Origin of the sequence: Neobacillus canaveralius, assembly GCF_047237705.1 — a bacterium.
GTDB classification, from domain to species: domain Bacteria; phylum Bacillota; class Bacilli; order Bacillales; family Cytobacillaceae; genus Neobacillus; species Neobacillus niacini_K.
The window spans coordinates 3,705,697-3,726,926 of the sequence record NZ_JBDFLL010000001.1 but is presented as its reverse complement, the minus strand read 5'-3'; the positions used below and the strand labels follow the sequence as shown (position 1 = coordinate 3,726,926).

Annotated in this window: 24 protein-coding genes and 2 riboswitches; of the genes, 21 read left to right on the top strand and 3 right to left on the bottom strand. The window is 38.4% G+C overall.

Going from position 1 to position 21,230, the window contains the following annotated elements:
• The first annotated feature begins 132 nt into the window (after positions 1 to 132).
• Positions 133 to 333, top strand: a complete 201-nt coding sequence (locus ABC255_RS18705; protein ID WP_045515670.1) for a cold-shock protein — start codon at positions 133 to 135, stop codon at positions 331 to 333.
• Positions 334 to 506: 173 nt separating this feature from the next.
• On the opposite strand, the gene ABC255_RS18700 is transcribed toward ABC255_RS18705, so the two are convergent.
• Both ABC255_RS18700 and ABC255_RS18695 read right to left on the bottom strand, forming a co-directional pair.
• Entirely contained in the window at positions 507 to 713 is a 207-nt protein-coding gene (locus ABC255_RS18700) for a YwbE family protein (protein ID WP_412995839.1), read from the bottom strand.
• Positions 713 to 916, bottom strand: a complete 204-nt coding sequence (locus ABC255_RS18695; protein ID WP_095248756.1) for a hypothetical protein — start codon at positions 914 to 916, stop codon at positions 713 to 715. The genes ABC255_RS18700 and ABC255_RS18695 overlap by 1 nt, the downstream gene beginning before the upstream one ends.
• Positions 917 to 1,173: 257 nt before the next feature.
• Here ABC255_RS18695 and ABC255_RS18690 point away from each other — a divergent pair, with 257 nt between their 5' ends.
• The 18 genes from ABC255_RS18690 (at position 1,174) to ABC255_RS18605 (ending at position 16,815) form a co-directional block, all read left to right on the top strand.
• On the top strand, positions 1,174 to 2,022 hold the full coding sequence (locus tag ABC255_RS18690) for an oxidoreductase (protein ID WP_412995838.1): 849 nt from the start codon (positions 1,174 to 1,176) through the stop codon (positions 2,020 to 2,022).
• A gap of 116 nt (positions 2,023 to 2,138) precedes the next feature.
• The gene (locus tag ABC255_RS18685) at positions 2,139 to 2,609 is read left to right on the top strand and encodes a GyrI-like domain-containing protein (RefSeq protein ID WP_412995836.1); all 471 of its coding nucleotides are present in this window, start codon (positions 2,139 to 2,141) and stop codon (positions 2,607 to 2,609) included.
• Between the two features lie 93 nt (positions 2,610 to 2,702).
• Positions 2,703 to 2,849, top strand: a riboswitch (FMN riboswitch).
• A 174-nt stretch (positions 2,850 to 3,023) separates the two neighbouring features.
• Entirely contained in the window at positions 3,024 to 3,683 is a 660-nt protein-coding gene (gene ribE / locus ABC255_RS18680; RefSeq protein WP_412995835.1) for a riboflavin synthase, read from the top strand.
• 25 nt (positions 3,684 to 3,708) lie between these two features.
• Positions 3,709 to 4,824 carry a 3,4-dihydroxy-2-butanone-4-phosphate synthase gene (gene ribB / locus ABC255_RS18675; protein ID WP_412995833.1) on the top strand — a complete coding sequence of 372 codons (1,116 nt, stop codon included), beginning with the start codon at positions 3,709 to 3,711 and terminating at the stop codon, positions 4,822 to 4,824.
• A gap of 29 nt (positions 4,825 to 4,853) precedes the next feature.
• On the top strand, positions 4,854 to 5,321 hold the full coding sequence (gene ribH / locus ABC255_RS18670) for a 6,7-dimethyl-8-ribityllumazine synthase (RefSeq protein WP_335530104.1): 468 nt from the start codon (positions 4,854 to 4,856) through the stop codon (positions 5,319 to 5,321).
• Between the two features lie 76 nt (positions 5,322 to 5,397).
• Positions 5,398 to 5,585, top strand: a riboswitch (cobalamin riboswitch).
• Positions 5,586 to 5,752: 167 nt separating this feature from the next.
• Positions 5,753 to 6,715: an ABC transporter substrate-binding protein gene (locus ABC255_RS18665; protein WP_412995831.1), complete on the top strand. Its 963-nt coding sequence runs from the start codon at positions 5,753 to 5,755 to the stop codon at positions 6,713 to 6,715.
• The gene (locus tag ABC255_RS18660) at positions 6,681 to 7,742 is read left to right on the top strand and encodes a FecCD family ABC transporter permease (protein ID WP_412995829.1); all 1,062 of its coding nucleotides are present in this window, start codon (positions 6,681 to 6,683) and stop codon (positions 7,740 to 7,742) included. The genes ABC255_RS18665 and ABC255_RS18660 overlap by 35 nt, the downstream gene beginning before the upstream one ends.
• 4 nt (positions 7,743 to 7,746) lie before the next feature.
• On the top strand, positions 7,747 to 9,213 hold the full coding sequence (locus tag ABC255_RS18655) for an adenosylcobinamide amidohydrolase (protein WP_412998586.1): 1,467 nt from the start codon (positions 7,747 to 7,749) through the stop codon (positions 9,211 to 9,213).
• On the top strand, positions 9,210 to 10,193 hold the full coding sequence (cbiB, locus tag ABC255_RS18650; protein ID WP_412995827.1) for an adenosylcobinamide-phosphate synthase CbiB: 984 nt from the start codon (positions 9,210 to 9,212) through the stop codon (positions 10,191 to 10,193). Before ABC255_RS18655 ends, cbiB begins: the two co-directional genes overlap by 4 nt.
• Positions 10,150 to 11,226: a threonine-phosphate decarboxylase CobD gene (cobD, locus tag ABC255_RS18645; protein ID WP_412995825.1), complete on the top strand. Its 1,077-nt coding sequence runs from the start codon at positions 10,150 to 10,152 to the stop codon at positions 11,224 to 11,226. Before cbiB ends, cobD begins: the two co-directional genes overlap by 44 nt.
• A complete protein-coding gene (locus ABC255_RS18640; protein WP_412995823.1) occupies positions 11,208 to 11,780 on the top strand; it encodes a bifunctional adenosylcobinamide kinase/adenosylcobinamide-phosphate guanylyltransferase in 573 nt (190 codons plus the stop codon). The genes cobD and ABC255_RS18640 overlap by 19 nt, the downstream gene beginning before the upstream one ends.
• A complete protein-coding gene (locus ABC255_RS18635; RefSeq protein WP_412995821.1) occupies positions 11,777 to 13,282 on the top strand; it encodes a cobyric acid synthase in 1,506 nt (501 codons plus the stop codon). Before ABC255_RS18640 ends, ABC255_RS18635 begins: the two co-directional genes overlap by 4 nt.
• A complete protein-coding gene (gene cobS, locus ABC255_RS18630) occupies positions 13,279 to 14,070 on the top strand; it encodes an adenosylcobinamide-GDP ribazoletransferase (RefSeq protein WP_412995819.1) in 792 nt (263 codons plus the stop codon). The genes ABC255_RS18635 and cobS overlap by 4 nt, the downstream gene beginning before the upstream one ends.
• The gene (locus ABC255_RS18625) at positions 14,040 to 14,639 is read left to right on the top strand and encodes a histidine phosphatase family protein (protein WP_412995817.1); all 600 of its coding nucleotides are present in this window, start codon (positions 14,040 to 14,042) and stop codon (positions 14,637 to 14,639) included. Before cobS ends, ABC255_RS18625 begins: the two co-directional genes overlap by 31 nt.
• Positions 14,591 to 15,040, top strand: a complete 450-nt coding sequence (locus tag ABC255_RS18620; protein WP_412995815.1) for a bifunctional adenosylcobinamide kinase/adenosylcobinamide-phosphate guanylyltransferase — start codon at positions 14,591 to 14,593, stop codon at positions 15,038 to 15,040. The genes ABC255_RS18625 and ABC255_RS18620 overlap by 49 nt, the downstream gene beginning before the upstream one ends.
• Positions 15,037 to 15,621: a cob(I)yrinic acid a,c-diamide adenosyltransferase gene (locus tag ABC255_RS18615; protein WP_412995813.1), complete on the top strand. Its 585-nt coding sequence runs from the start codon at positions 15,037 to 15,039 to the stop codon at positions 15,619 to 15,621. The genes ABC255_RS18620 and ABC255_RS18615 overlap by 4 nt, the downstream gene beginning before the upstream one ends.
• Complete coding sequence (locus ABC255_RS18610; RefSeq protein ID WP_412995811.1) at positions 15,611 to 16,105, top strand: ECF transporter S component; 495 nt, start codon at positions 15,611 to 15,613, stop codon at positions 16,103 to 16,105. Before ABC255_RS18615 ends, ABC255_RS18610 begins: the two co-directional genes overlap by 11 nt.
• A complete protein-coding gene (locus tag ABC255_RS18605; RefSeq protein ID WP_412995809.1) occupies positions 16,102 to 16,815 on the top strand; it encodes an ATP-binding protein in 714 nt (237 codons plus the stop codon). The genes ABC255_RS18610 and ABC255_RS18605 overlap by 4 nt, the downstream gene beginning before the upstream one ends.
• 21 nt (positions 16,816 to 16,836) lie before the next feature.
• Here ABC255_RS18605 and ABC255_RS18600 read toward each other — a convergent pair whose 3' ends face one another.
• Entirely contained in the window at positions 16,837 to 18,939 is a 2,103-nt protein-coding gene (locus ABC255_RS18600; RefSeq protein WP_412995807.1) for a PBP1A family penicillin-binding protein, read from the bottom strand.
• Positions 18,940 to 19,109: 170 nt separating this feature from the next.
• On the opposite strand from ABC255_RS18600, the gene ABC255_RS18595 reads away from it, so the two are divergent.
• Entirely contained in the window at positions 19,110 to 19,799 is a 690-nt protein-coding gene (locus ABC255_RS18595) for an ABC transporter ATP-binding protein (protein ID WP_412995805.1), read from the top strand.
• Positions 19,796 to 21,151, top strand: a complete 1,356-nt coding sequence (locus ABC255_RS18590; RefSeq protein ID WP_412995803.1) for an ABC transporter permease — start codon at positions 19,796 to 19,798, stop codon at positions 21,149 to 21,151. The genes ABC255_RS18595 and ABC255_RS18590 overlap by 4 nt, the downstream gene beginning before the upstream one ends.
• The last annotated feature ends 79 nt before the right edge of the window (positions 21,152 to 21,230 follow it).

Here is a 21,230-nt window from a genome sequence, read left to right as displayed (position 1 = left end):
ATTCTATTTTAATGGGAAATACTTTCTATACAAGAGGATTTTGTTTAAAATGATTTTCTCTTGGGTATAATAATCGGGCAAGACTATATTGCAATTTCATGTAATTGTTACATGCTAGGAGGAGCTACAAAAATGGAACATGGTAAAGTAAAATGGTTTAACGGTGAAAAAGGCTTTGGATTTATCGAGCGTGACGGTGGAGACGATGTATTCGTACACTTCTCAGCGATTCAAGGCGAAGGCTACAAAACGTTAGATGAAGGTCAAGAAGTAACGTTTGAAATCGAGAATGGACAACGTGGTCCACAAGCGGTTAACGTTCGTAAAGCATAATAAACCTTCTAAATCAAAACAGACTCCATTTGTGAGTCTGTTTTTTATTTTTCTGTAAAAACATAAAAAAAACCCCACAAAATGTGGAGTTCAATATGTGATAAGTAAAATGGTTATTTATAGTATAGGGCTAATTTACAAAATTCATACCTAGGAGTCCTGTCTATTACTCATTAGTTGGACTTTGAATTTACTATTTCCTGCACTCTGCCAACTTGACCATCCATTAACCTTACCTTTATTCCATGAGGATGGGTGCTTGAGTTTGTTAAAATATCCTTCACGACACCATTTGTAAGTTTTCCAGTTCTTTGATCAGCCTTAAGTACAATTTTAACCTCAGTACCGGAAGTGATATCTTTTCTATTTTGCCCGTTCATTAAACACCCATTTTCCTGCGGGTATTACTTACTTTTTTCGTCTGCTGGCTTTTCATTTTTTGGCTATTTTGAAGACCGCCTTGGCTGTTATTCGCTGCTGCTGCTTTGTTCTTCTTATTGGCTAACTGCTGCTTCATAGCTTCCTGCAAACTCATTTTCTTTTTTGGTTCTTCATTTTGATTTGTTTGATTGTTTTCTGACATTAGAAAATCCTCCTGAAAAAATGTACTTTCATACCCTCAGTATAATCTATTTACACTAAAATTAACAATCTAATCCGGATTGATACTAGAGGTTTAATTCACAGAATATTCTTTTTTGGAAAGTATTAATTGGTTAAAAAATACACTAGTCAATTGAAAGTCTTTTTTAATACTTCTGAAAAATGAAAAGTTTCGACAGCTTTTGCAAATTTCTCGTATTAAACTAAGTCTTGCAGAAGTGAAAGGGAGATAAAGGCATGAATAATAAAACAGCTATTATTACCGGTACATCCAGTGGATTTGGATTATCTACCACCATTGAATTAGCACAAAAGGGTTTTACTGTTATTGCTGCTATGAGGAACAGCCATAAGAGCAGCAGCCTGTTGCAAGAAGCAAGTAAGCATGGAGTTGAATCAAAGATCATTGTTTTTGAATTAGATGTTACAAATGAAAAGTCAATCCTCTCATTTCAAACGCGGGTACTCGATGAGTTTGGAAGAGTAGATGTTTTGGTTAATAATGCTGGCTATGCCGGGGCAGGCTTTGTTGAAGAAATATCGATGGATGAATATCGAAAACAATTTGAAACAAATGTATTTGGCGTTTTTGCTGTCACCAAGGCCTTTTTACCTTTAATGAGGAAACAAAATCGTGGATGTATTATTAATGTTAGCAGTATAAGCGGTAAGGTAGCTTTCCCTGGGCTTTCACCCTATAGTGCATCAAAGCATGCCATTGAGGGATGGAGTGAGAGCCTTCGTTTAGAAATGCTGCCATTTGGTGTGAAGGTAGTTTTAATAGAACCCGGTTCCTACAAAACAAATATCTGGTCAACAGGTAAACAGGTTGCACAAGAATCATTGCAGTCTGACTCTCCTTATCAGGAGTATATGATGAGAATAGAAAAATATCTTGCAGAAGGGGAAAACAGTTTTGGCGACCCTTTGGATGTGGCAAAGAAAATTGCTGAGATTGCGACAACGGAAAACCCGGACTTGAGGTATCCCATTGGCCGTGGTGTTAAAACTACTATATTTTTGAAGAATTTACTACCATGGAGACTATGGGAAAAAATTATCATAAATAAACTGTTCAAAAAATAGTATTAGTAAGGCAGCATCCAACTTAAAGTATTCACAATGTTGTCGACTTTAGGGAGGAATTTCAGGGTTACAGTGAGAATAATAGATATATGAACAACATGTGAGGAGTGATATGTTTGGATATCCAAGTGCTTGAAAAAGAAGAAATGAAGGTAGTTGGAATTTCATGGAGCGGCACCTATTCACAACTGAATACCATTCCTGAATTATTTGATGTTATGAAAGAGCGGATTGATGAGGTACCGAATCAAACAAATACTTCCATCTTAATTGCTCCCTTCCATAGCAGAGAAACGGAATTAACCTATTATGTAACAACACCAGTTGAAAAGCTGGAAAATGTCCCAGAGGGAATGGTAGGGTTTACGATTCCTCGTAAAAATTATGTTTGTACTTCGCATAAAGGGAGTCTGGAGGAAGTAGAAAATACATATAAGAAGACGTTAGTGTGGATGCAAGAGTATGGCTATGATTTGGATGAGTATGCCCTAAGTTTAGAAGTCTTTAATCAAAAAGATCTTGATAACGATGGTAGTATTCAATTTGAGTTATATCTGCCTGTAAAAACCTATGGAAGCGATTATTAAATATGATCTGAAGGAGAAGATTTTGAGTACTTCTTCTTTTTTTTAGCAATTATCACAATTATTAGGTATACTAGTAATAATCATATAGTTGAATAATTCCTTCGGGGTCAGGTGAAATTCCTAACCGGCGGTGATGAAGCATTGCTTCTTAGTCCGTGACCCGGTTAAACGAAAGTTTAAGCGGTGGATCTGGTGAAACTCCAGAGCCGACAGTTAAAGTCTGGATGGGAGAAGGAAAAAATCCGGTTTAGCCAAGGGTGAAGTCTACCCTTTTTTAAGCCCTATTTTCTTATTGCCTTTTTCCAAGGACCCTGAAGTGTTTCATATCTTCAGGGTCCTTTTTCTTCTTTTATGATAGTAAGTATGAAAAAATTTGCTTGATCTTGCAAAAAATAGGGAAGGAGAACAAAAGCTATGTTTACCGGCATTATTGAAGAATTAGGAGTAGTAGCGAATATCAAGCGAAGCGGGGAGTCTTTTGTTTTAACAATTGACGCCAAAAAAATTCTTAAGGATGTTCATCTTGGCGACAGTATCTCGGTAAACGGTGTTTGTCTTACTGTAACTGGGTTTACTAACAGCCAGTTTACCGTAGATGTTATGCCAGAAACCGTTAAGGCTTCAAGCTTACAGTCTTTGAAGCGCGGCTCTAAAGTAAACTTAGAAAGAGCAATGGCAGCTGGCGGGAGATTTGGCGGTCACTTTGTTTCCGGTCACATCGATGGAACAGGTGTGATAAAAACTAAAAGGCCTGTTGAAAATGCCGTTTACTATGAAATTGAGGCCTCCCAAGAAATCTTAAAGTATGTAATCGAAAGAGGTTCCATTGCTGTTGATGGGACCAGCCTTACAGTATTTGGTGTAACAGATAATGATTTTACTCTATCACTTATCCCCCATACCTTGACTGAAAGTATCATTGGCCTTAAAGAATCAGGTGATATTGTCAATTTAGAATGCGACATGATTGGAAAGTATGTGGGGCATTTTTTAACGAGTAGACAAAATACAGGAAATAAAAAAAATCAAGCCGGTATTAGTGCGAGCTTTTTGGAAGAGAATGGATTTGCTTAAGTACATATGAAAGGAGAGATTACACGTGTTCGATAAAATTGAAGATGCCATAATTGATTTGCAAAATGGAAAAGTTATCATTGTTTGTGATGACGAGGACAGAGAAAATGAAGGTGATTTTGTCTCAATTGCTGAAAAAACCACACCAGAGGTAATCAATTTAATGGCTACGCATGGTAGGGGCTTAATCTGTGTTCCTATTGATGAGGAATTAGCACAGAAATTAGAACTTTTTCCAATGGTCGCAAACAATACGGATTCACATGGTACGGCATTTACCGTTAGTATTGACCATAAATTTACAACGACAGGGATATCAGCATTTGAGCGTTCTGCAACGGTACTAAGTATGCTCGATCCTGAATCAAAGCCTTCTGATTTCAAGCGGCCAGGGCATGTTTTCCCTTTGGTGGCCAAAAAAGGAGGAGTCTTAAGGAGAACCGGACATACTGAAGCGGCAGTGGATTTAGCAAGACTATGCGGCTCAAAGCCTGCTGGAGTCATTTGTGAAATTATGAATGAGGATGGAACCATGGCACGTGTTCCGGAGCTGCGGAAAATTGCTGATGAACTTGACGTCAAATTGATCACGATTAAAGATTTGATTGAGTATCGCAATAAAAAAGACAAGCTGGTCAAACGTGAAGTCGAAATCAATTTGCCTACGGAATTTGGTGAATTTAAGGCTGCTGGATATACAAACGTCATTGATGGTAAAGAGCATTTAGCCTTAATAAAAGGGGATATAAATCCAGAGCAGCCTATTCTTGTTCGTGTACATTCCGAGTGTTTAACGGGTGATGTTTTCGGTTCTTACCGTTGTGAATGCCGACCACAGCTGCATGCGGCACTAAGTCAGATTGAAAGAGCAGGTAATGGGGTCCTCCTTTATATGCGCCAGGGCAGTGGTTTAGTCAATAAATTAAGGGCACATGAGCAGCTAGAGGATGGTCACAACACTGGTGAAGCCGATTTACGTGAATTTGGTATTGGTGCTCAGATTTTAAAGGATCTAAGAATTAGCAAAATGAAATTGTTAACGAATAACCCGCGGAAAATAAAAGGAATTAAGGGATTTGATCTTGAAGTCGTTGAAACTGTTCCATTGCAAATGGAAATCAACGAGGAAAAGGTAAAATAAAAACTACACAATAATTTGGAGGTATGAAAATGGGACATATATATGAAGGTAATTTAGTAGGATCTGGTTTAAAGATAGGAATCGTTGTAGGACGTTTTAACGAGTTTATTACCAGTAAATTATTAAGCGGTGCGCAAGACGCTCTGAAAAGACATGGTGTTAGTGAATCAGATGTAGATATTGCTTGGGTGCCAGGGGCGTTTGAGATTCCTCTAGTAGCTCAAAAGATGGCAATTAGTAAAAAATATGACGCTGTTATTACACTTGGAACCGTAATTCGTGGTTCTACACCACATTTCGACTATGTATGTAATGAAGTTGCGAAGGGGGTTTCAAGAATTAATCTAGATAGTGGTATTCCCGTTATTTTTGGAGTATTAACAACGGAATCGATTGAACAGGCAATTGAGCGTGCAGGAACAAAGGCTGGAAATAAAGGCTGGGATGTTGCAACTGGTGCTATTGAAATGGCTAATTTATTGCGAACTTTCGAATAATAAAAAGATTTTTGGCGAAATTTGCATAAAAATATAGCTTTCATTTTTATTTACTATATAATTATGTCTATCATAAAAAAATTATTGGAGAATAGGTGCTGAAAATCTTATCGATTTTTAGCTTAAAAGGGAAGTTGGTTAAAATCCAACGCGGTCCCGCCACTGTAAATGGGAGCAACCTGCAAAATGTCACTGTCAACTGATGGGAAGACGTAGGAAGCAATGACCATGAGCCAGGAAACCTGCCTTATTCTTGTGCCCCAAAAAGAACCTACGAGGATAGGGAGGTGTGGACGACTAGAGTCATTTATTAATGGCATTTAATCAAACCAACATCTCTACGTAACGTGGAGATGTTTTTTTGTTTGAATTTTTTAGAGGGTGCAGTTTTTTTGTGATGTATTTTGGCGTAATTCATAGGGGGAAGAAAGATGAAAAAGTTATCAGCATTATTATTATTTCTTTTGTTAACAATAGGTGCACTAGCAGCATGTGGTGAACAGAAAGAAACTGTAAAGGATGAAGGAAACAGCAGCACGGAGCAAAAAGGGGAGGAAACGGCTTATCCAGTTACCATTAAAGATGCATTAGATAATGAGGTTACGATAAATGCAAAGCCAGAAAAAATCGTTTCATTGATTCCGAGTAATACTGAGATTGCTTTTGCACTTGGGCTGGGAGAAGAAGTTGTAGGTGTTTCCGATTTTGATAATTATCCTGAAGAAGCCACAACAAAAGAGAAAATTGGCGGGATGGAAATCAACATCGAAAAAATAATTTCATTGCAGCCAAACCTAGTGTTAGCACATGCCTCTGCAATGAATGGGACAGAAGGCCTGCAACAGTTAAGAGATGCTGGGCTGACAGTTTTAGTTATAAATGATGCTCAAAATTTCGAGCAAATATATGATTCGATTGCTATGATTGGTAAGGCAACAGGTGAAAACAAGAAAGCAGAAGAACTGATTAAAAGTATGCAGGATAAATTAGCAGAAATTAAAGCCAAGGCTGGAGAAATCAAAGAAAAGAAAAAAGTATTTGTAGAGGTATCTCCTGCTCCTGAAGTGTTCACAACAGGAAAAAACACATTTATGGATGATATGATTACTCTGATTAATGCTGAAAATATTGCAAATGACCAAGAAGGCTGGATTAAAATCGATCAAGAAGAGATGATTGACCGAAATCCAGATGTCATCATTACTACATATGGTTTTTATACTGAAAATGCTGCTGAACAAGTGTTATCTAGACAAGGCTGGGAAAATGTCAATGCGATTAAAAATAAGCAAGTCATCGATGTAGATTCTGATCGCGTGACCCGCTCTGGCCCAAGGATTGTTGAAGGAGTAGAGGAACTTGCAAAGGCTGTCTATCCAGAAGTTTTTAAATAATAAAATACTAGCCTATATAATTGCGGGAAGTTTCCTTCTCTTTTCAGTATTATTAGGAATTTCGATAGGAACCGTTTCGGTTCCTATCTTTACCATTATTGAAATTATCATATCAAAGCTCCTAGGAACGTTTCCACTAGATAAAATCGATCCCATGTTTTCAAGTATTGTTTTAAATATCCGGTTACCTCGAGTCATTCTGGCTGGTTTAGTAGGGGCGTCACTCGCAATAGCAGGTGCAGCCTTTCAGGGACTATTAAGGAATCCTTTAGCAGATCCATATACTTTAGGAGTATCTTCCGGTGCATCCGTTGGGGCAGTACTGACTTTATTTTTTCAACTATCAATCCCCGTCATCGGCAGCTTTACCCTTCCATTACTCAGTATTTTGTTTTCATGGGCTACGATTTTTTTAGTGCTCGCCTTCGCCAGGAAAATTGAACGCTCGATGAGAGTGGAAACCATTGTCTTAACGGGAATCATTTTTAGTTCCTTTCTTGGTGCCTTCATTTCGCTCATGATCGCTTTAACAGGCGATGAGCTTAGACAAATTATTGGCTGGTTATTGGGCAGTGTATCGATGAGAGGCTGGGAATACATAAGAATTATTTTACCTTTTTTTGTGCTAGGATCTATCGTCCTAATTATTAATGCAAAAGAATTAAATGCAATGTCCTTTGGTGAGGAACGTGCCCACCATTTAGGTGTAAATGTTCAAAAAAGAAAACTGATCATCTTAACGGCAGGATCGATATTAACTGGCGCTGCGGTGGCAGTTTCCGGAACGATTGGATTTGTTGGGCTAGTAATACCGCACCTTTCAAGATTATTATGGGGGCCAGATCATAGGCACCTGCTCCCGTTATCAATCCTTACTGGAAGTGGATTTTTAATTCTAGCTGATCTAATCTCAAGAACAATTATTTCTCCAACTGAATTACCGATAGGAGTCATAACAGCATTAATTGGTGCCCCGGTATTTGCATTAATCCTATTACAGAGAAAAAGGATGGAAAGAAGTGGATAAAGGGATGCTTAACGTTCAACATGTTGCAGGCGGGTATTCAGATGAATATATACTAAAGGATATTTCTTTTGAAGTTGAAAAAGGTGAATTATTCGGTATCTTGGGACCAAATGGAAGCGGTAAGACCACCTTATTAAAAATGATAAGCGGAATCTTGCCGATTGTATCAGGTGATATCCTCATTAAAGGTAAAAGATTACAGGAGTATAATTCAAAACAGCTTGCCCAAATTGTAGCTGTTTTGTCGCAGCATTCTTCGCAATCTTTTTCCTATACCGTAAAAGAAACGGTTTCTCTTGGTCGGTATGCACATCAAACCGGCTGGTTTCAGACATGGGGAGAGAAGGATGAGAAGATTGTACAACGTGTAATGAAGCAGACAGGGATCACTTCATTACAAAATAAAACGATACAAGAGTTATCTGGCGGGGAAAAACAAAGAGTGTTTTTAGCTCAGGCACTCGCCCAAGAACCTGAAATTCTCCTATTAGATGAACCAACAAACCATCTTGATTTATCTTATCAAAAAGAATTATTGGATTTATTAAAGAATTGGACGTCCGAGACAGGTCTAACAGTCGTATCTATTTTTCATGATTTAAATCTTGCAGGCTTGTATTGTGATCGATTGCTCTTGCTCGAAAATGGCACCATAAATATCAACCATGTCCCGAACGAAGTGCTTAGAGAAGAAAGAATTCGAGATGTTTATCATACCGAAATTCAGAAGCATCCTCATCCAAGAGTACCAGCACCTCAAATGGTGTTATTACCTGAAGCAAGACAGGATAAAAAGAAATTTCAAATTGATGAAAGTTTGTTACGTGTAACAAATGAGATTATTGAATTAAGATCACCTGCACCATTACGGACGATGTCTTCAGGTGTCGTAGGATCAGGAACAGGCTGGCACCATACTTTTGTTAATCGACATGTTGGAAAAGACTATAACTGCAGCGACCATCGACAGGAAATGGTTACTTTTTTAAAAGTAAAGGGCTTTGAACCTTCAGAAACAGTAGGAATGATGACCGCAGTTTTCCTTGATGATGTTTCATTTAAGCATGTTGAAGGAACTGGATTCTCACTATTTGTTGTCGTAACTGCAGGTGTTGGGAACGCGATAGACGCTGCTAAAAGCGAACAACATACATTTGAACAGGTACCTGGCACTATTAATACTTGGATTTTCGTTAATGGTGAATTAACTGAGGAGGCCTTTATTCAAAGTATTATGACCGCTACCGAAGCCAAAGCAAAAGCGCTCCATGATTTAAATGTGATTGATGCGGTGACAGGCACCGTTGCAACCGGTACTTCAACGGATAGTATTTTAATCGCTGCTACACAGGCTGGTGAAAGATTGGAGTATGCGGGGACAATTACTCCTTTGGGCAAACTAATTGGAAAAACCGTTTACGAGTGCACGCTTGAGGGTATTAGAAAATCTCAAAAAAGGAAAAAAGTATGATTATCTATCATTTAACAGCAATAACCATAGCTTATTTTATTGATAAGGTTGTAGGGGATCCACCACATTGGCCACATCCGGTTAGATGGATAGGAACTTTGATTACATTCTTTGAAAAACACTTAAATCATGGAAAGGGTAAAAGATTAAAAGGGGTCATAATGCTCCTTTTTGTTTTATGGATAGTACTTTTTATCGTAACGTTCATTGTAGTAATTAGTTATCGGATTCACCCAATAGCTGGAATTATCGTTGAAAGTATGATTATTGCGACAACCATTGCTCAAAGAAGTCTAAAAGAAGCTTCTCTTGGTGTGTATGGTCCCTTAGAAAATGGGGATTTGGCAGACGCAAGAATAAAACTATCTTACATTGTTGGAAGAGACACAGGTTCATTGAATGAAAGTGAAATTGCACGTGGAGCTATCGAAACGGTTGCAGAAAATACCAGTGATGGGGTAACAGCGCCATTATTTTGGGCCCTTTTAGGCGGTGCACCGCTGGCAATGGTCTATCGGGCGACGAATACCTGTGATTCAATGGTAGGTTATATGAATGAGAGATTTAGAGAGTTTGGTTGGGCTTCTGCTAAATGGGATGATGTGATGAACTGGATTCCTAGCAGGTTAACGGGAATCATGATGGTTCTAGGAACAAAGCCCTTGAGAATAGAGTACCAACAGGCATGGAAAATATTATTCCGTGATGCAAGGAAACACCCGAGCCCAAACAGTGGCTGGGGAGAAGCGGCTGTTGCTGCTATCTTGGGGATTCAGCTTGGCGGTATCAATTATTACAGAGGTATCGTTTCAAATCGAGCAAAGATGGGGGATCCATTAGTTCCCATACAAGCTGATCATATCTTATTGGCCAATAAAATCTTGGATAAAACAGTCTTTTTATATGTACTATTCTTATGGATAGGAGGGATGATTCTTGAATTTGCCTTCACATGGATCAAATCCGCAGCATCTTTTTAAATCGCTGGGACTTTCGCTCCCAGAGAAGTATATTGATTTTAGTGCAAATATTAATCCACTTGGCCCGCCTCCGGCACTAAAAGAGAAATGGAATGATTTTTATCGGGAAATAACCGTTTATCCAGATCCATTTGCAGAAAAGCTTAGGAAAAAGATTGCGGATAAGGAACAGATTTCAGCTCAGTCTATACTAATTGGAAATGGTGGAGCAGAACTTATTACACTTGTTGCAAGGTTTCTTTCTGGAAAAAAGGTTGTAGTGGTAGAGCCGTCTTTTTCTGAATATGAAAAAGCAGGTCGTGCGAACGATTGTGAAATACAGTACCATCAATTATTGGAACCTCATTTTGAATTAAGTATGGAACAGATACTTCCAAGCTTAACGAATGCTGGTGCATTATTTTTATGTAATCCGAATAATCCTACCGGTATTCAATATTCAGTGTCAACGGTCATTTCAATCATACAGGAATGTGAAAAACAAAATTGTTTTGTGGTTTTGGATGAAGCTTTCTATGATTTTTTAGTGAACTATGAATCTTATATCCCTTATATTAATAAGTTCTCAAATTTAATCATTATACGGTCGATGACAAAAATGTTTGCCATTCCAGGGCTTCGTCTAGGCTATTTGGCTGCAGCCCCTGCCTTAATCGCGGAAATTAGCAGATTGCAGCCTCACTGGAGTATTAACAGTATTGCCTTATTGGCAGGGGAGCTTTGTTTACAAAATGAAGAATATATAAAAGAGACTCAAGTCTATATTTCGGAAGAAAGGGAGAGGCTGAGTACATTTTTTAAGAGGAATAATTTTGTGATGACTTCGTCCCAGGTTAATTTTTATTTGTTACGAGATTCCAATCAAAAGGAACAGAATAAGCTTTTTGAATTCCTATTACTAAAGGGGATTATTCCGCGCCATACATTTAATTTTCCTGGTTTAGAAGGAAATTGGTTACGCTTTGCTATAAAAAGTAAGGATGAAAATAGTAAATTAATGGAGGTATTGTTGGAATGGCGGCAGCTTCATTAATTTTTATTTTAGGCGGGGTTAGGAGCGGAAAAAGCAGTTTTGCTGAAAAAATTGCTGTAGAACTCGCAAAGGAAAATGGTGGCCAATTAAACTATTTAGCAACAGGTGTGGCTTCCGACCAAGAAATGCGGGAACGAATCAGAAAGCACCAGAGCGACCGAGAAGCTGCAAAGTTTCATTGGAGAACCATTGAACAGTCTCAAAATATTGGTGAGATGGCAGATCTTTTTAACATAGAAGATATTATTCTTATCGATTGTGTGACGACCCTTTTAAATAATGAACTGTTCTCTTCCAATCAAAAATGGGATGAGTCTTTTTTAGCAAATGTAAAGGAAACGATTATAACAGGAATAAATAAAATACGAGACAGAGCAAACGTGTTAATTGTTGTTAGTAATGAAGTATTCAATGAGTCAATGACAGAGAATGATCTCGTTTTCTCATATGGACGAATACTCGGTAAAATTCATCAAAAGTTGGTGAAGGAGGCTGATGAAGCCTTTTTGGTTGAAGCAGGAATAGCAATCAACATGAAGGGAGTTAGAAAATGAAAGGAGTTATGATACAAGGAACAGCGTCCGATGTTGGTAAAAGCCTCATTGTGACAGCACTTTGCCGAATGTTCGCCAATGAAGGTAAAAGAGTTGTACCCTTCAAATCTCAAAACATGTCCAATAATTCTTATGTGACAAGAGACGGGAAAGAAATTGGGAGAGCACAGGGGATTCAAGCAGAGGCTGCAAAAATTGAGGCAACCGTATGGATGAATCCGATATTATTAAAGCCCCGCTCAAATCAAGATTCAGAGATTGTTTATTTAGGAAAGTCATTGAAGACTCTTTCCGGAAAAGGATATCGAGATACCTTTTACGAAAAAGGACTTGATGTGATAAAGCAGTCTTTAGACCAGTTATCGAGTGAATATGAATTAGTGGTCATAGAAGGGGCTGGAAGTCCGGTTGAAATCAATTTGAAGGACCGAGAACTTGTGAACATGAAGGTTGCCGAGCTGGCGGATGTTCCAGTAGTTCTTGTAGCGGATATTGATCGAGGCGGGGTTTTTGCTAGCATTGTTGGGACTCTTGAGCTTTTGGAGCCGGATGAAAGACAAAGAGTTGCAGGAGTAATCATTAATAAATTCCGTGGAGATATGAGCTTATTTGAAGATGGAATTGACTGGCTGGAAAAGAAGACGGGGATTCCAGTGTTAGGTGTGTTGCCATATGTAGAGAATCATATGATTGATGGAGAGGATTCATTGTCAATAAGCCAGCAGTTTGCAGCCAGTAAAAAGGGAAATTTGGATATTGCAGTGATTCAGCTTCCATTTATCTCAAACTATAGTGATCTGGAACCGTTTTTGTATGAAGAAGATGTATCAATCCGCTGGGTTAAGCAGGCTTCTGAATTTGGAACCCCCGACGCAGTTATTATTCCTGGGACAAAGAGTACGATCAATGATTTAAATACTCTAAAAGATAACCAAATCGATATCTTGATACAAAATTATTTTGATAATGGTGGCTATGTGGTCGGTATTTGTGGTGGATATCAAATACTTGGTGAAGAAATTATTGATGAAGCTGGTTCTGATACGGGGATAGCGAATAATATCGTAAGAGGATTGGGATGCATTCCTGGGAGAACAATCTTTTATGAAGAAAAAGAAACGGTAAGAGCGGCCGGAGTATACCACGAAAATACAGGTTTGTCCATTAATAGAAAGCTACAAGGGTATGAAATTCATTTAGGAAAAACAGTTTTACACCAGGAAGGATGTTCATTTTTATCACTTGAGAATGGAAAGGAAGAAGGTTATTATGGCAGGAATGGTCATATAATCGGGACGTATCTTCATCATCTTTTTCATAATGACGAATGGAGAAATCATTGGTTAAATCAAATTCGCAAAAGCAAGGGCTTACATACCAAAGAAACCACTTATATAAGAGAATACTTAGATAAAAGATATGATGAGATTGCCAATCGAATGAAAGAACATTTAAACTTTGAAATGCTAAATGACATCATCAACAAGTGGTGCTCGAAATGAGAAAACTTCTTAGGGGTTTCTTAATCAATCTGCAATTTTTCACTGCCATTCCAGTACATCTTGAATTACCAATGGACAAACCACATCTAAAAAGTGCTGTTCAAGCTTTCCCGCTGCTAGGTCTGCTTCAAGGGGGCATATATTCTGGGATTTTTTATCTATTGCTAGAATATACTCCTTTTTCCAATCTCGCAGCAGCATTCTTGCTTTGGCTAATGAGTATTCTTTTAACAGGCGGAATCCACTTGGATGGCTGGATGGACGCGAGTGACGGCTATTTTTCTTACAAAGATCAGCCCAAAAGACTAGAGGTAATGAACGACCCTAGAACCGGTGCATTTGGTGTAATTTCGGTCATTGTTTTGTTAAGCAGCCGTTTTCTATTTATTTATGAGATAACCGTACATGTACAGGTTGAATCATATCTAATGATAGCTGCAATCCCTCTATTAAGTAAAAGCGTGATGGGGCTGCTGTTATTAACCGTAAAGTCTGCAAAAAAAGAAGGACTCGGAGCACTTTTTCAAAGTGCTGCAACATTAAAGGATTTATGGACCTATATTGTCTATATCATTGGATTCATTGCTGTCATGTTATTGTTTGATAATGCATTCAATTATTTCTCCATATTGCTTGTTACAACATTCGTTATTTTGCTTATTTTTCGCCGAAAAGCTATGAAGTGGTTTGGTGGCATTACGGGCGACATTTTAGGTGCCGCAGTAGAAGGGACTGAGTTATTTCTATGGATGACACTGTGGTTGTTGCATTATTTCGTCATGGCATAACGGAGGAGAATAAACGCAAAACCTATTTAGGGTGGAATGATTCTCCGCTATGTCCTGAGTCAAAGAATATCAGCACTAGCAACAGCTACAATCTATATTTCTCTAGTGATTTGCCAAGATGTATTACGACTGCCACTATACTTTTTCCAAATGAAGATTTAAATCTTTTATCTCATTTAAGAGAAATGAATTTCGGTAAGTGGGAAGGAAAAACCTATGAAGAATTAAAAGATCTCCCTCTTTATAAGCGTTGGCTTTCTGATCCTAAAACTTATAGTCCTCCAGAAGGAGAGTCATTTGTGGAGTTCACAACAAGGGTTTCAATTGGATGGGATAAGATTACTGAAGCTATTCTCTCTCAAAACATTCAACGATGTGCCATTGTTACTCACGGTGGGGTCATTCGGTATTTATTATCTGAATTTACACCTCAGCACAATGATTTTTGGTCGTGGCAAGTACCTCATCATCAAGGATATGAACTTGTATTTGAAAAAGAAGCATTAAGGAGGCGTGACACTTGCACTTTATTACGGGAGGTGCCTTTAACGGCAAAAGAGCTTGGGTAAAGGAGAAATACGGAGTTAAGAGTACTTGGCTTTCAGCCTATCAGGACCAATTTCTGAGGGCTGATATTAACCAAATAGAAAGTGATTTGCTCGTTTTAGAAGGTATCGAAATTTGGTTAAAAGAGCTAACGAAAACCTACGATTCTTATAGGTGTCGTGAAATCTGGAATACCGCCATAAACAATTGGCTTATTTGGGAAAAAGCAGAGCCTAACCGAAAGCTTGTTGTGATTGGAACAGATATTACAAAGGGAATTGTCCCGGTGGAGAAAGAGAATCGGTTATGGAGGGATGTGACAGGCTGGGCTTATCAAGATCTTGCTGCTAAAGCAGATAAAGTAGACATTATTTGGTATGGATTAAATCAAACAATCAAACAAACGGGGGATGGGAAATTATGAGACTTTATACGAGGACTGGTGACAAAGGAAAGACAAGTATTATTGGAGGACGTGTCGATAAGGATGATATTCGAGTTGAAGCTTACGGAACAGTTGATGAGGTAAATTGCTTTGTCGGTCAGGTTATGACTGAGCTAAATCAAGCAATCTTTAAAGATGTTTTGGCTGATCTTGAAAAGATTCAACATGAATTATTTGACTGTGGTGGAGATCTTGCCAATGTTTCTGATAAAGTTGCGCATAAGCTGGAGAAAGAAGCCATTGACTACTTAGAAAAGAAGATTGATGAATACATTCAAGAAGCTCCAGAGCTGGAAAGGTTTATTTTACCAGGTGGAACGAAACCAGCTGCTTCGATTCATATTGCTAGAACAGTGACAAGAAGAGCAGAGAGATTGGTTGTTACATTAATGAAGACCGGCGAGAAAACGCCTGAATTAGCTCTAAAATATCTTAATCGTCTTTCTGACTATTTCTTTGCGTTAGCAAGAGTGGTAAATTATCGACTCAATGTAAAAGATGTAGAATATGTAAGAAGTGCAAATGTTTTTAGAGATGGGAAACGTAAAGATGAAAAGTAGAATGCTAAGTTTACTGGCATTGTTTTCAGCGTTATCCGCAGCTGGGGCTGCGATTAAGATTCCTGCAACCATAGGCAGTGTTGCTTTTGATGTTTTTCCAGCCTTACTTGCTGCTGCCTTGTTAGGCAGTGGAGCAGGAGCAATTGTCGGTGCGTTAGGGCATTTGTTATCCGCATTAATCGCAGGTTTTCCATTAGGACCAATGCATGTATTGATTGCAATCGAAATGGCTCTTCTAGTCTTTATTTTTGGTGTCCTTTATAAAAAGAATAAAAAGGTTACAGCTAGTATTCTATTTATCCTTGCGAATACATTTGCGGCACCATTGCCGTTTATCATTATTATGAATAAAGCATTTTATATCGCACTGGTGCCGTCGTTATTAATAGCATCAATAATAAATACGGTTATTGCTTTAGTCGTAATCCCACGACTAAAAGGTCTTTTTAAACAAAATTTCATTAATAAAGATGTGAAATTATGAGGGATATCATTACAATCCCGCTAAATAATGAAGATTCGCTTATAATCGCAAGTGATAATAGCGGCGGCATTGGAATGAAAGCAGGCGATCATGTACAAGTTTCATACGAAACGATAGCATATTACTCATTTAGAGTAGCAGCAATGGAATGTATCGCAACAGGAGGAGAGCCGTTTTCAGTGGTTCTTCATAATTTTTGTGGGGATAACACATGGAATGAGCTTGTAAATGGGATTCAAAAAGGTTTAGCAGAATTAAAGCTAGAGGATGTACCGGTAACCGGAAGTACGGAAAGTAATTTCGATTTACAACAATCCGCGGTTGGATTAGTAGTTCTCGGTAAAATGGCTTTATCAAAAATATCGGAGAAGGCTTTTTCAAATGATTTAAAGTTCGCGGTAATCGGCAGCCCATTAGTTGGGAATGAAGTAATTGACAATAAGGATCAGGTCGTACCTTTATCGGTTTTTCTGGAAGTAACAAAAATTCGAGAAATACTAGTTTGGCCAGTTGGCTCAAAAGGAATCTTATATGAGTTAAATCAGATGTTTACAAATACAGAATTTACGAAAGATATGCTTAATACGAATCTTGACGTATTAAAATCGTCTGGGCCTTCAACCTGCTTTATCATTGCCTTTGAACAAGATCAAGAAGAGGCGTTAAAAAAAATAGCGAATGCCTATTATCATACTATTACGATTAAATAAATAGCACGCCATTACGGCGTGCTATTCCTTTAAGCCTTGAAGTTTTTGAATGACCGTATCAATGCCTTTACCAATAGTTATCATCGCATCCTCAAAGCCTTTCTTCCAAACAGGTGCTTTCTCCTGAAGCTTTTCACCGAGCTTTTGGGCATTTTGATTTAATTCCTCTTTGATTTTTTCGGCCTGCTCTTTTATCTCTTCTCTTGTCTGAGCTTTACCAGCTAATTGGTCATTAATCGAAACAACATCAAACGTTTCACTTTGTATATGAGGGATTGATGATTTCATGATTTCTTTGAAAATCGGGACGACATTACCAGAACCGCTGCTTGGAAGATAATGCTGTTGATCGGTTTGGTCATAGCCTATCCATATCGCTGCAACTAAGTTAGGTGTGTAACCGACCATCCATTGATCTTTCGTCCCATTTATATCATTAAAGGGAAGCTGAGTTGAACCTGTTTTACCAGCTATTTGAACATCAGGAATGCTTGCGTTTTTACCGGTTCCAGATTCTACCACATTCAGAAGCATGGCTGTCATCTTATTGGCATTATCCTTTGACGTTACCTGAGTGGTTTCCGGTTCACGTTCCGCAATGATATTTCCGGTAGGACCGACAATTTTTGTAATGAGATGGCTGTCTTGTCGCTTGCCGCCACTTGGAAATGCAGAGAATGCATTTGCTAATTGAAGCGGAGATATTCCTTTGCTCATTCCACCTAAGGCGATCGCAAGGTTTTTATCTTCCTCTTCAACTGGTAATCCAAAGGATTTGAGCTTGTCTAATCCTTTCTTGAGACCCAGCTCATTTAAGAGCCACACTGCTGGCACATTTAACGATTCCTCCAAAGCTTTATACATCTGAACCTTTCCCTGATAGGTTTTTGAGAAATTTTCAGGTTTGTATTCTCCAAAAGAAGTAGGCTCATCAACGAGTTCTGAGTCGAAAGTGTAGCCTTCCTCAAGGGCAGGAGTATAAACTGCAAGTGGCTTAATTGTTGAACCTGGCTGAGCCTTTAATTGGGTAGCTCGGTTAAAGCCTCTAAACACATGTTCACCGCGTCCTCCTACAAGAGCGAGGACACCTCCCGAAGCAGGATCCATTAGAACAGAACCGCTTTGAACGATACGATCACCTGCAGCTCTTGGAAACAGTGAGTTATTATTGTTTACCTTTTCGAGTCCCGTTTGCAGGCTTTGGTCTAATTCTGTATAAATTCTATAGCCCCTGGTTAATATCTCTTCCTGTGTTAATCCATATTTAGAGATTGCTTCATTAAGGACCGCATCCACATAATAAGGATATTTACGCTCGACAAAACTCCCACTGCCACTTTTAATTTCAATCTTTTCTTTCTTTGCCGAAGTGTATTGTTCCTTCGTAATCATCCCGAGTTCATTCATCTTGCTAAGAACGACATTTCTTCGTTTCATTGCTATGTCATAATTTTTTGATGGGTCAAGGTAACTCGGTGATTGCAGTAACCCTGCGAGCAGTGCTGCTTCGCTGATGGTAACATCCGTAATCTCTTTATTAAAATATCTTTTTGACGCATTACTAATTCCCCATGCACCACCGCCAAAATATACTTGATTTAAGTACATTTGGAGGATTTCATCTTTTTTATAGACTTTCTCGATTTTCACTGCTAAAAATAATTCTTCCGCTTTCCGTTTATAGGTTTGTTCAGGGGAAAGCAAGGCGTTTTTCGCTAATTGCTGTGTTAAAGTACTGCCGCCGCCGGTAATATCTCCCGCAAATAAGTTATTGAAAAAAGCTCTCGTAATGCCTTTAATATCAAATCCATTATGTTCATAAAAGCGTTCATCTTCAATTGCCACCACTGCACCAGGAACATATTTCGGGAGCTCTGCAATCTCAACCCCCCCAGTCCGATTGGTCGCAACATTTGTTGCCACACTTTCATTACGATCATAAATGACGGTTGGTTGGCTAAGACCTTCCTTTAAAGTCTGGACATTGGCTCTTGTTGCAAGCCAGCCGAAATAAACAATCGTTACGAGCACGACAATCAAAATGACTAATAATAATAGCTGTGTGATGTGCTTCTTTTTCCAGAAACGGACAATCATTTCCCAAAATGGGCGTAATTTTTCCATTGTATCTCCTTTCCTTCAAAAGGAATTTTGCTTTATTCATTATAAATTTTTTAGCAGAAAAACACCAATAATAGCATTTTATAATGAAAAAACAAAAATTTCATAAACCTGTAGGGGTTTTGAAATCGCTTATCGTCTATTAAGTTGAAGTAGGGAAACAGGAGGAAACTATGATTACAATAAAACATTTAAGCCATGAATTTGTGGTTGGCAAAAAAGGAAAACAAACATTTATACCTATCCTAAAGGATATTTCTTTTGAGGTTGAAAAAGGGGAAATTGTCACGATTGTAGGTCGGAGTGGTTCTGGTAAATCCACTTTATTAAATCTGGTAAGTGGTTTTATTCATCCAAAAGAGGGTGAAATCTGGATTAATGGTGAGAAGGTATCACAATTGAATGAGTCGAAATTTGCAGATTTTAGAATTAAAAACCTTGGCTTTATTTTTCAAAGCTTTCAGTTGATTCCTAGTATGACAGCCTTTCAAAATGTAGAGCTTCCATTAATTTTAAAAGGAGTCAGCGAAGCGGTAAGAAAAATACAGACAGAGGAAATGCTGGCGAAGGTTGGCTTACTAGATTACCAGGACCACTATCCTGGAGAATTATCAGGGGGACAACAGCAAAGGGTAAGTATTGCGCGTGCCTTAATCGTGAATCCGCCTATCATACTAGCAGATGAACCAACTGGAAGTCTTGATAGTGAAACAGAAGAAGATTTATTGAAGTTTATCAAGGAGTTAAACACTGATTTAGGAATAACATTTTTAATCATTACCCATGACGAAAAGGTTGCTAATATCGGTCATCGAACGATTGAATTAAAAGACGGACGAATTAATCAGGGGGTGCTTGTATGAAGCTGAGAGACCAATTCCGTTTCGTTCGCCAAAATATGAAGAAAAATAGAACACGAGTTTACATGACGATTCTAGCCACAGCAATGGGCTGTGCATTCTTAATTGTCCTTGCTTCCGTGGGCTTCGGATTACAAAAATCAGTGGTTAAGGAAATGACAGAACGACGAATTATGACACAAATTGATGTATACGGACAAGAAACCAAAGAGAATGGGGGGTACCGTCAGTTAGATGGTAAGGACGTTCAAGCGTTCGAAGAGATGTCTGATGTGAAAGCCGTAACAAGAAGAAAAATGCTCCAGCAGGAAGGGTTCTATTCCATTGGAAATTATCAGCAGAGCACGCAAACAGTAGTAGCCAACTTTCCTTCTGAAATAAAAGCTGGTTTTGAATTGTCAGAGGGCAGCCTTGGAAAGGGTAAGACTGAAGTAGTGGTCGGTTATAATTTTCCACTTAATCTTGCTGTTAAAGGTGAACAAACAAACGAATTCTTTGACGAACAAGGTCAATTAAAGGAAGAGTACCGGTATAACGGCAAACTAATTGGAGAAACCATCGACTTAACTGTTCGTAAGATTGAAGATGGGAAAGAAATAGAAAAAGTATACCCTGTAACAGTAGTAGGGATATCAAAAAAACCAACGAAGGAATGGACAGAAGACAGGAGTGTCTATATTTCGGAGGAACTATTAAAGGAAATTGAGGTGTTTACTGGAACACCAAAGGGAATACTTTTGGATTCAGCTAAGCAGGTAAATCTGGCAGATTTAGAGGCTTCAAAAAATACCTTTGATGATGTAAAGGTCTATGCGAAAAACATGGAAGCTGTGCAGGGCATTGTGGATAACCTTAAGAAAAAAGACTATGCCACCTATTCCGTTGTAAATGAATTAAAGGAAGTTAATTTGATGTTTGCGATAGCAAAGGCAGGACTCATCTTTATTGGGACCATTGCAATCTTAATAGCTTCTATTGGAATTTACAATACGATGACAATGGCAGTAACAGAACGTGCACCGGATATCGGAATTATGAAAGCAATCGGGGCAAATCCTCGTATCATTAAGAGAATCTTTTTATTAGAAAGCAGTTATATTGGTTTGATTGGTGCATTCATTGGGACCATCGTTTCCTATTGTCTTAGTTATGCTGTCAATTTTGTTATACCTTTAATCATCAAACAGGCTTTTGGGGAGGAAACACCTCCTGAACTTATTTTTAGTGATATTCCACTTAGTCTGCCAATTATCTGTATCGTCATCTGTTATGGAGTAACCATCCTTTCAGGTCTTCGTCCAGCTCAAAGAGCTACAAGAGTGGATGTACTAAGAGCAATGAGAAGAGAAGTTTAATTGTTGATGTTGTGATATTTGCGGACAACCATTTTCAGTCCAAGCATATGTTAATAGAAAGAACCTCTATAACATAGAA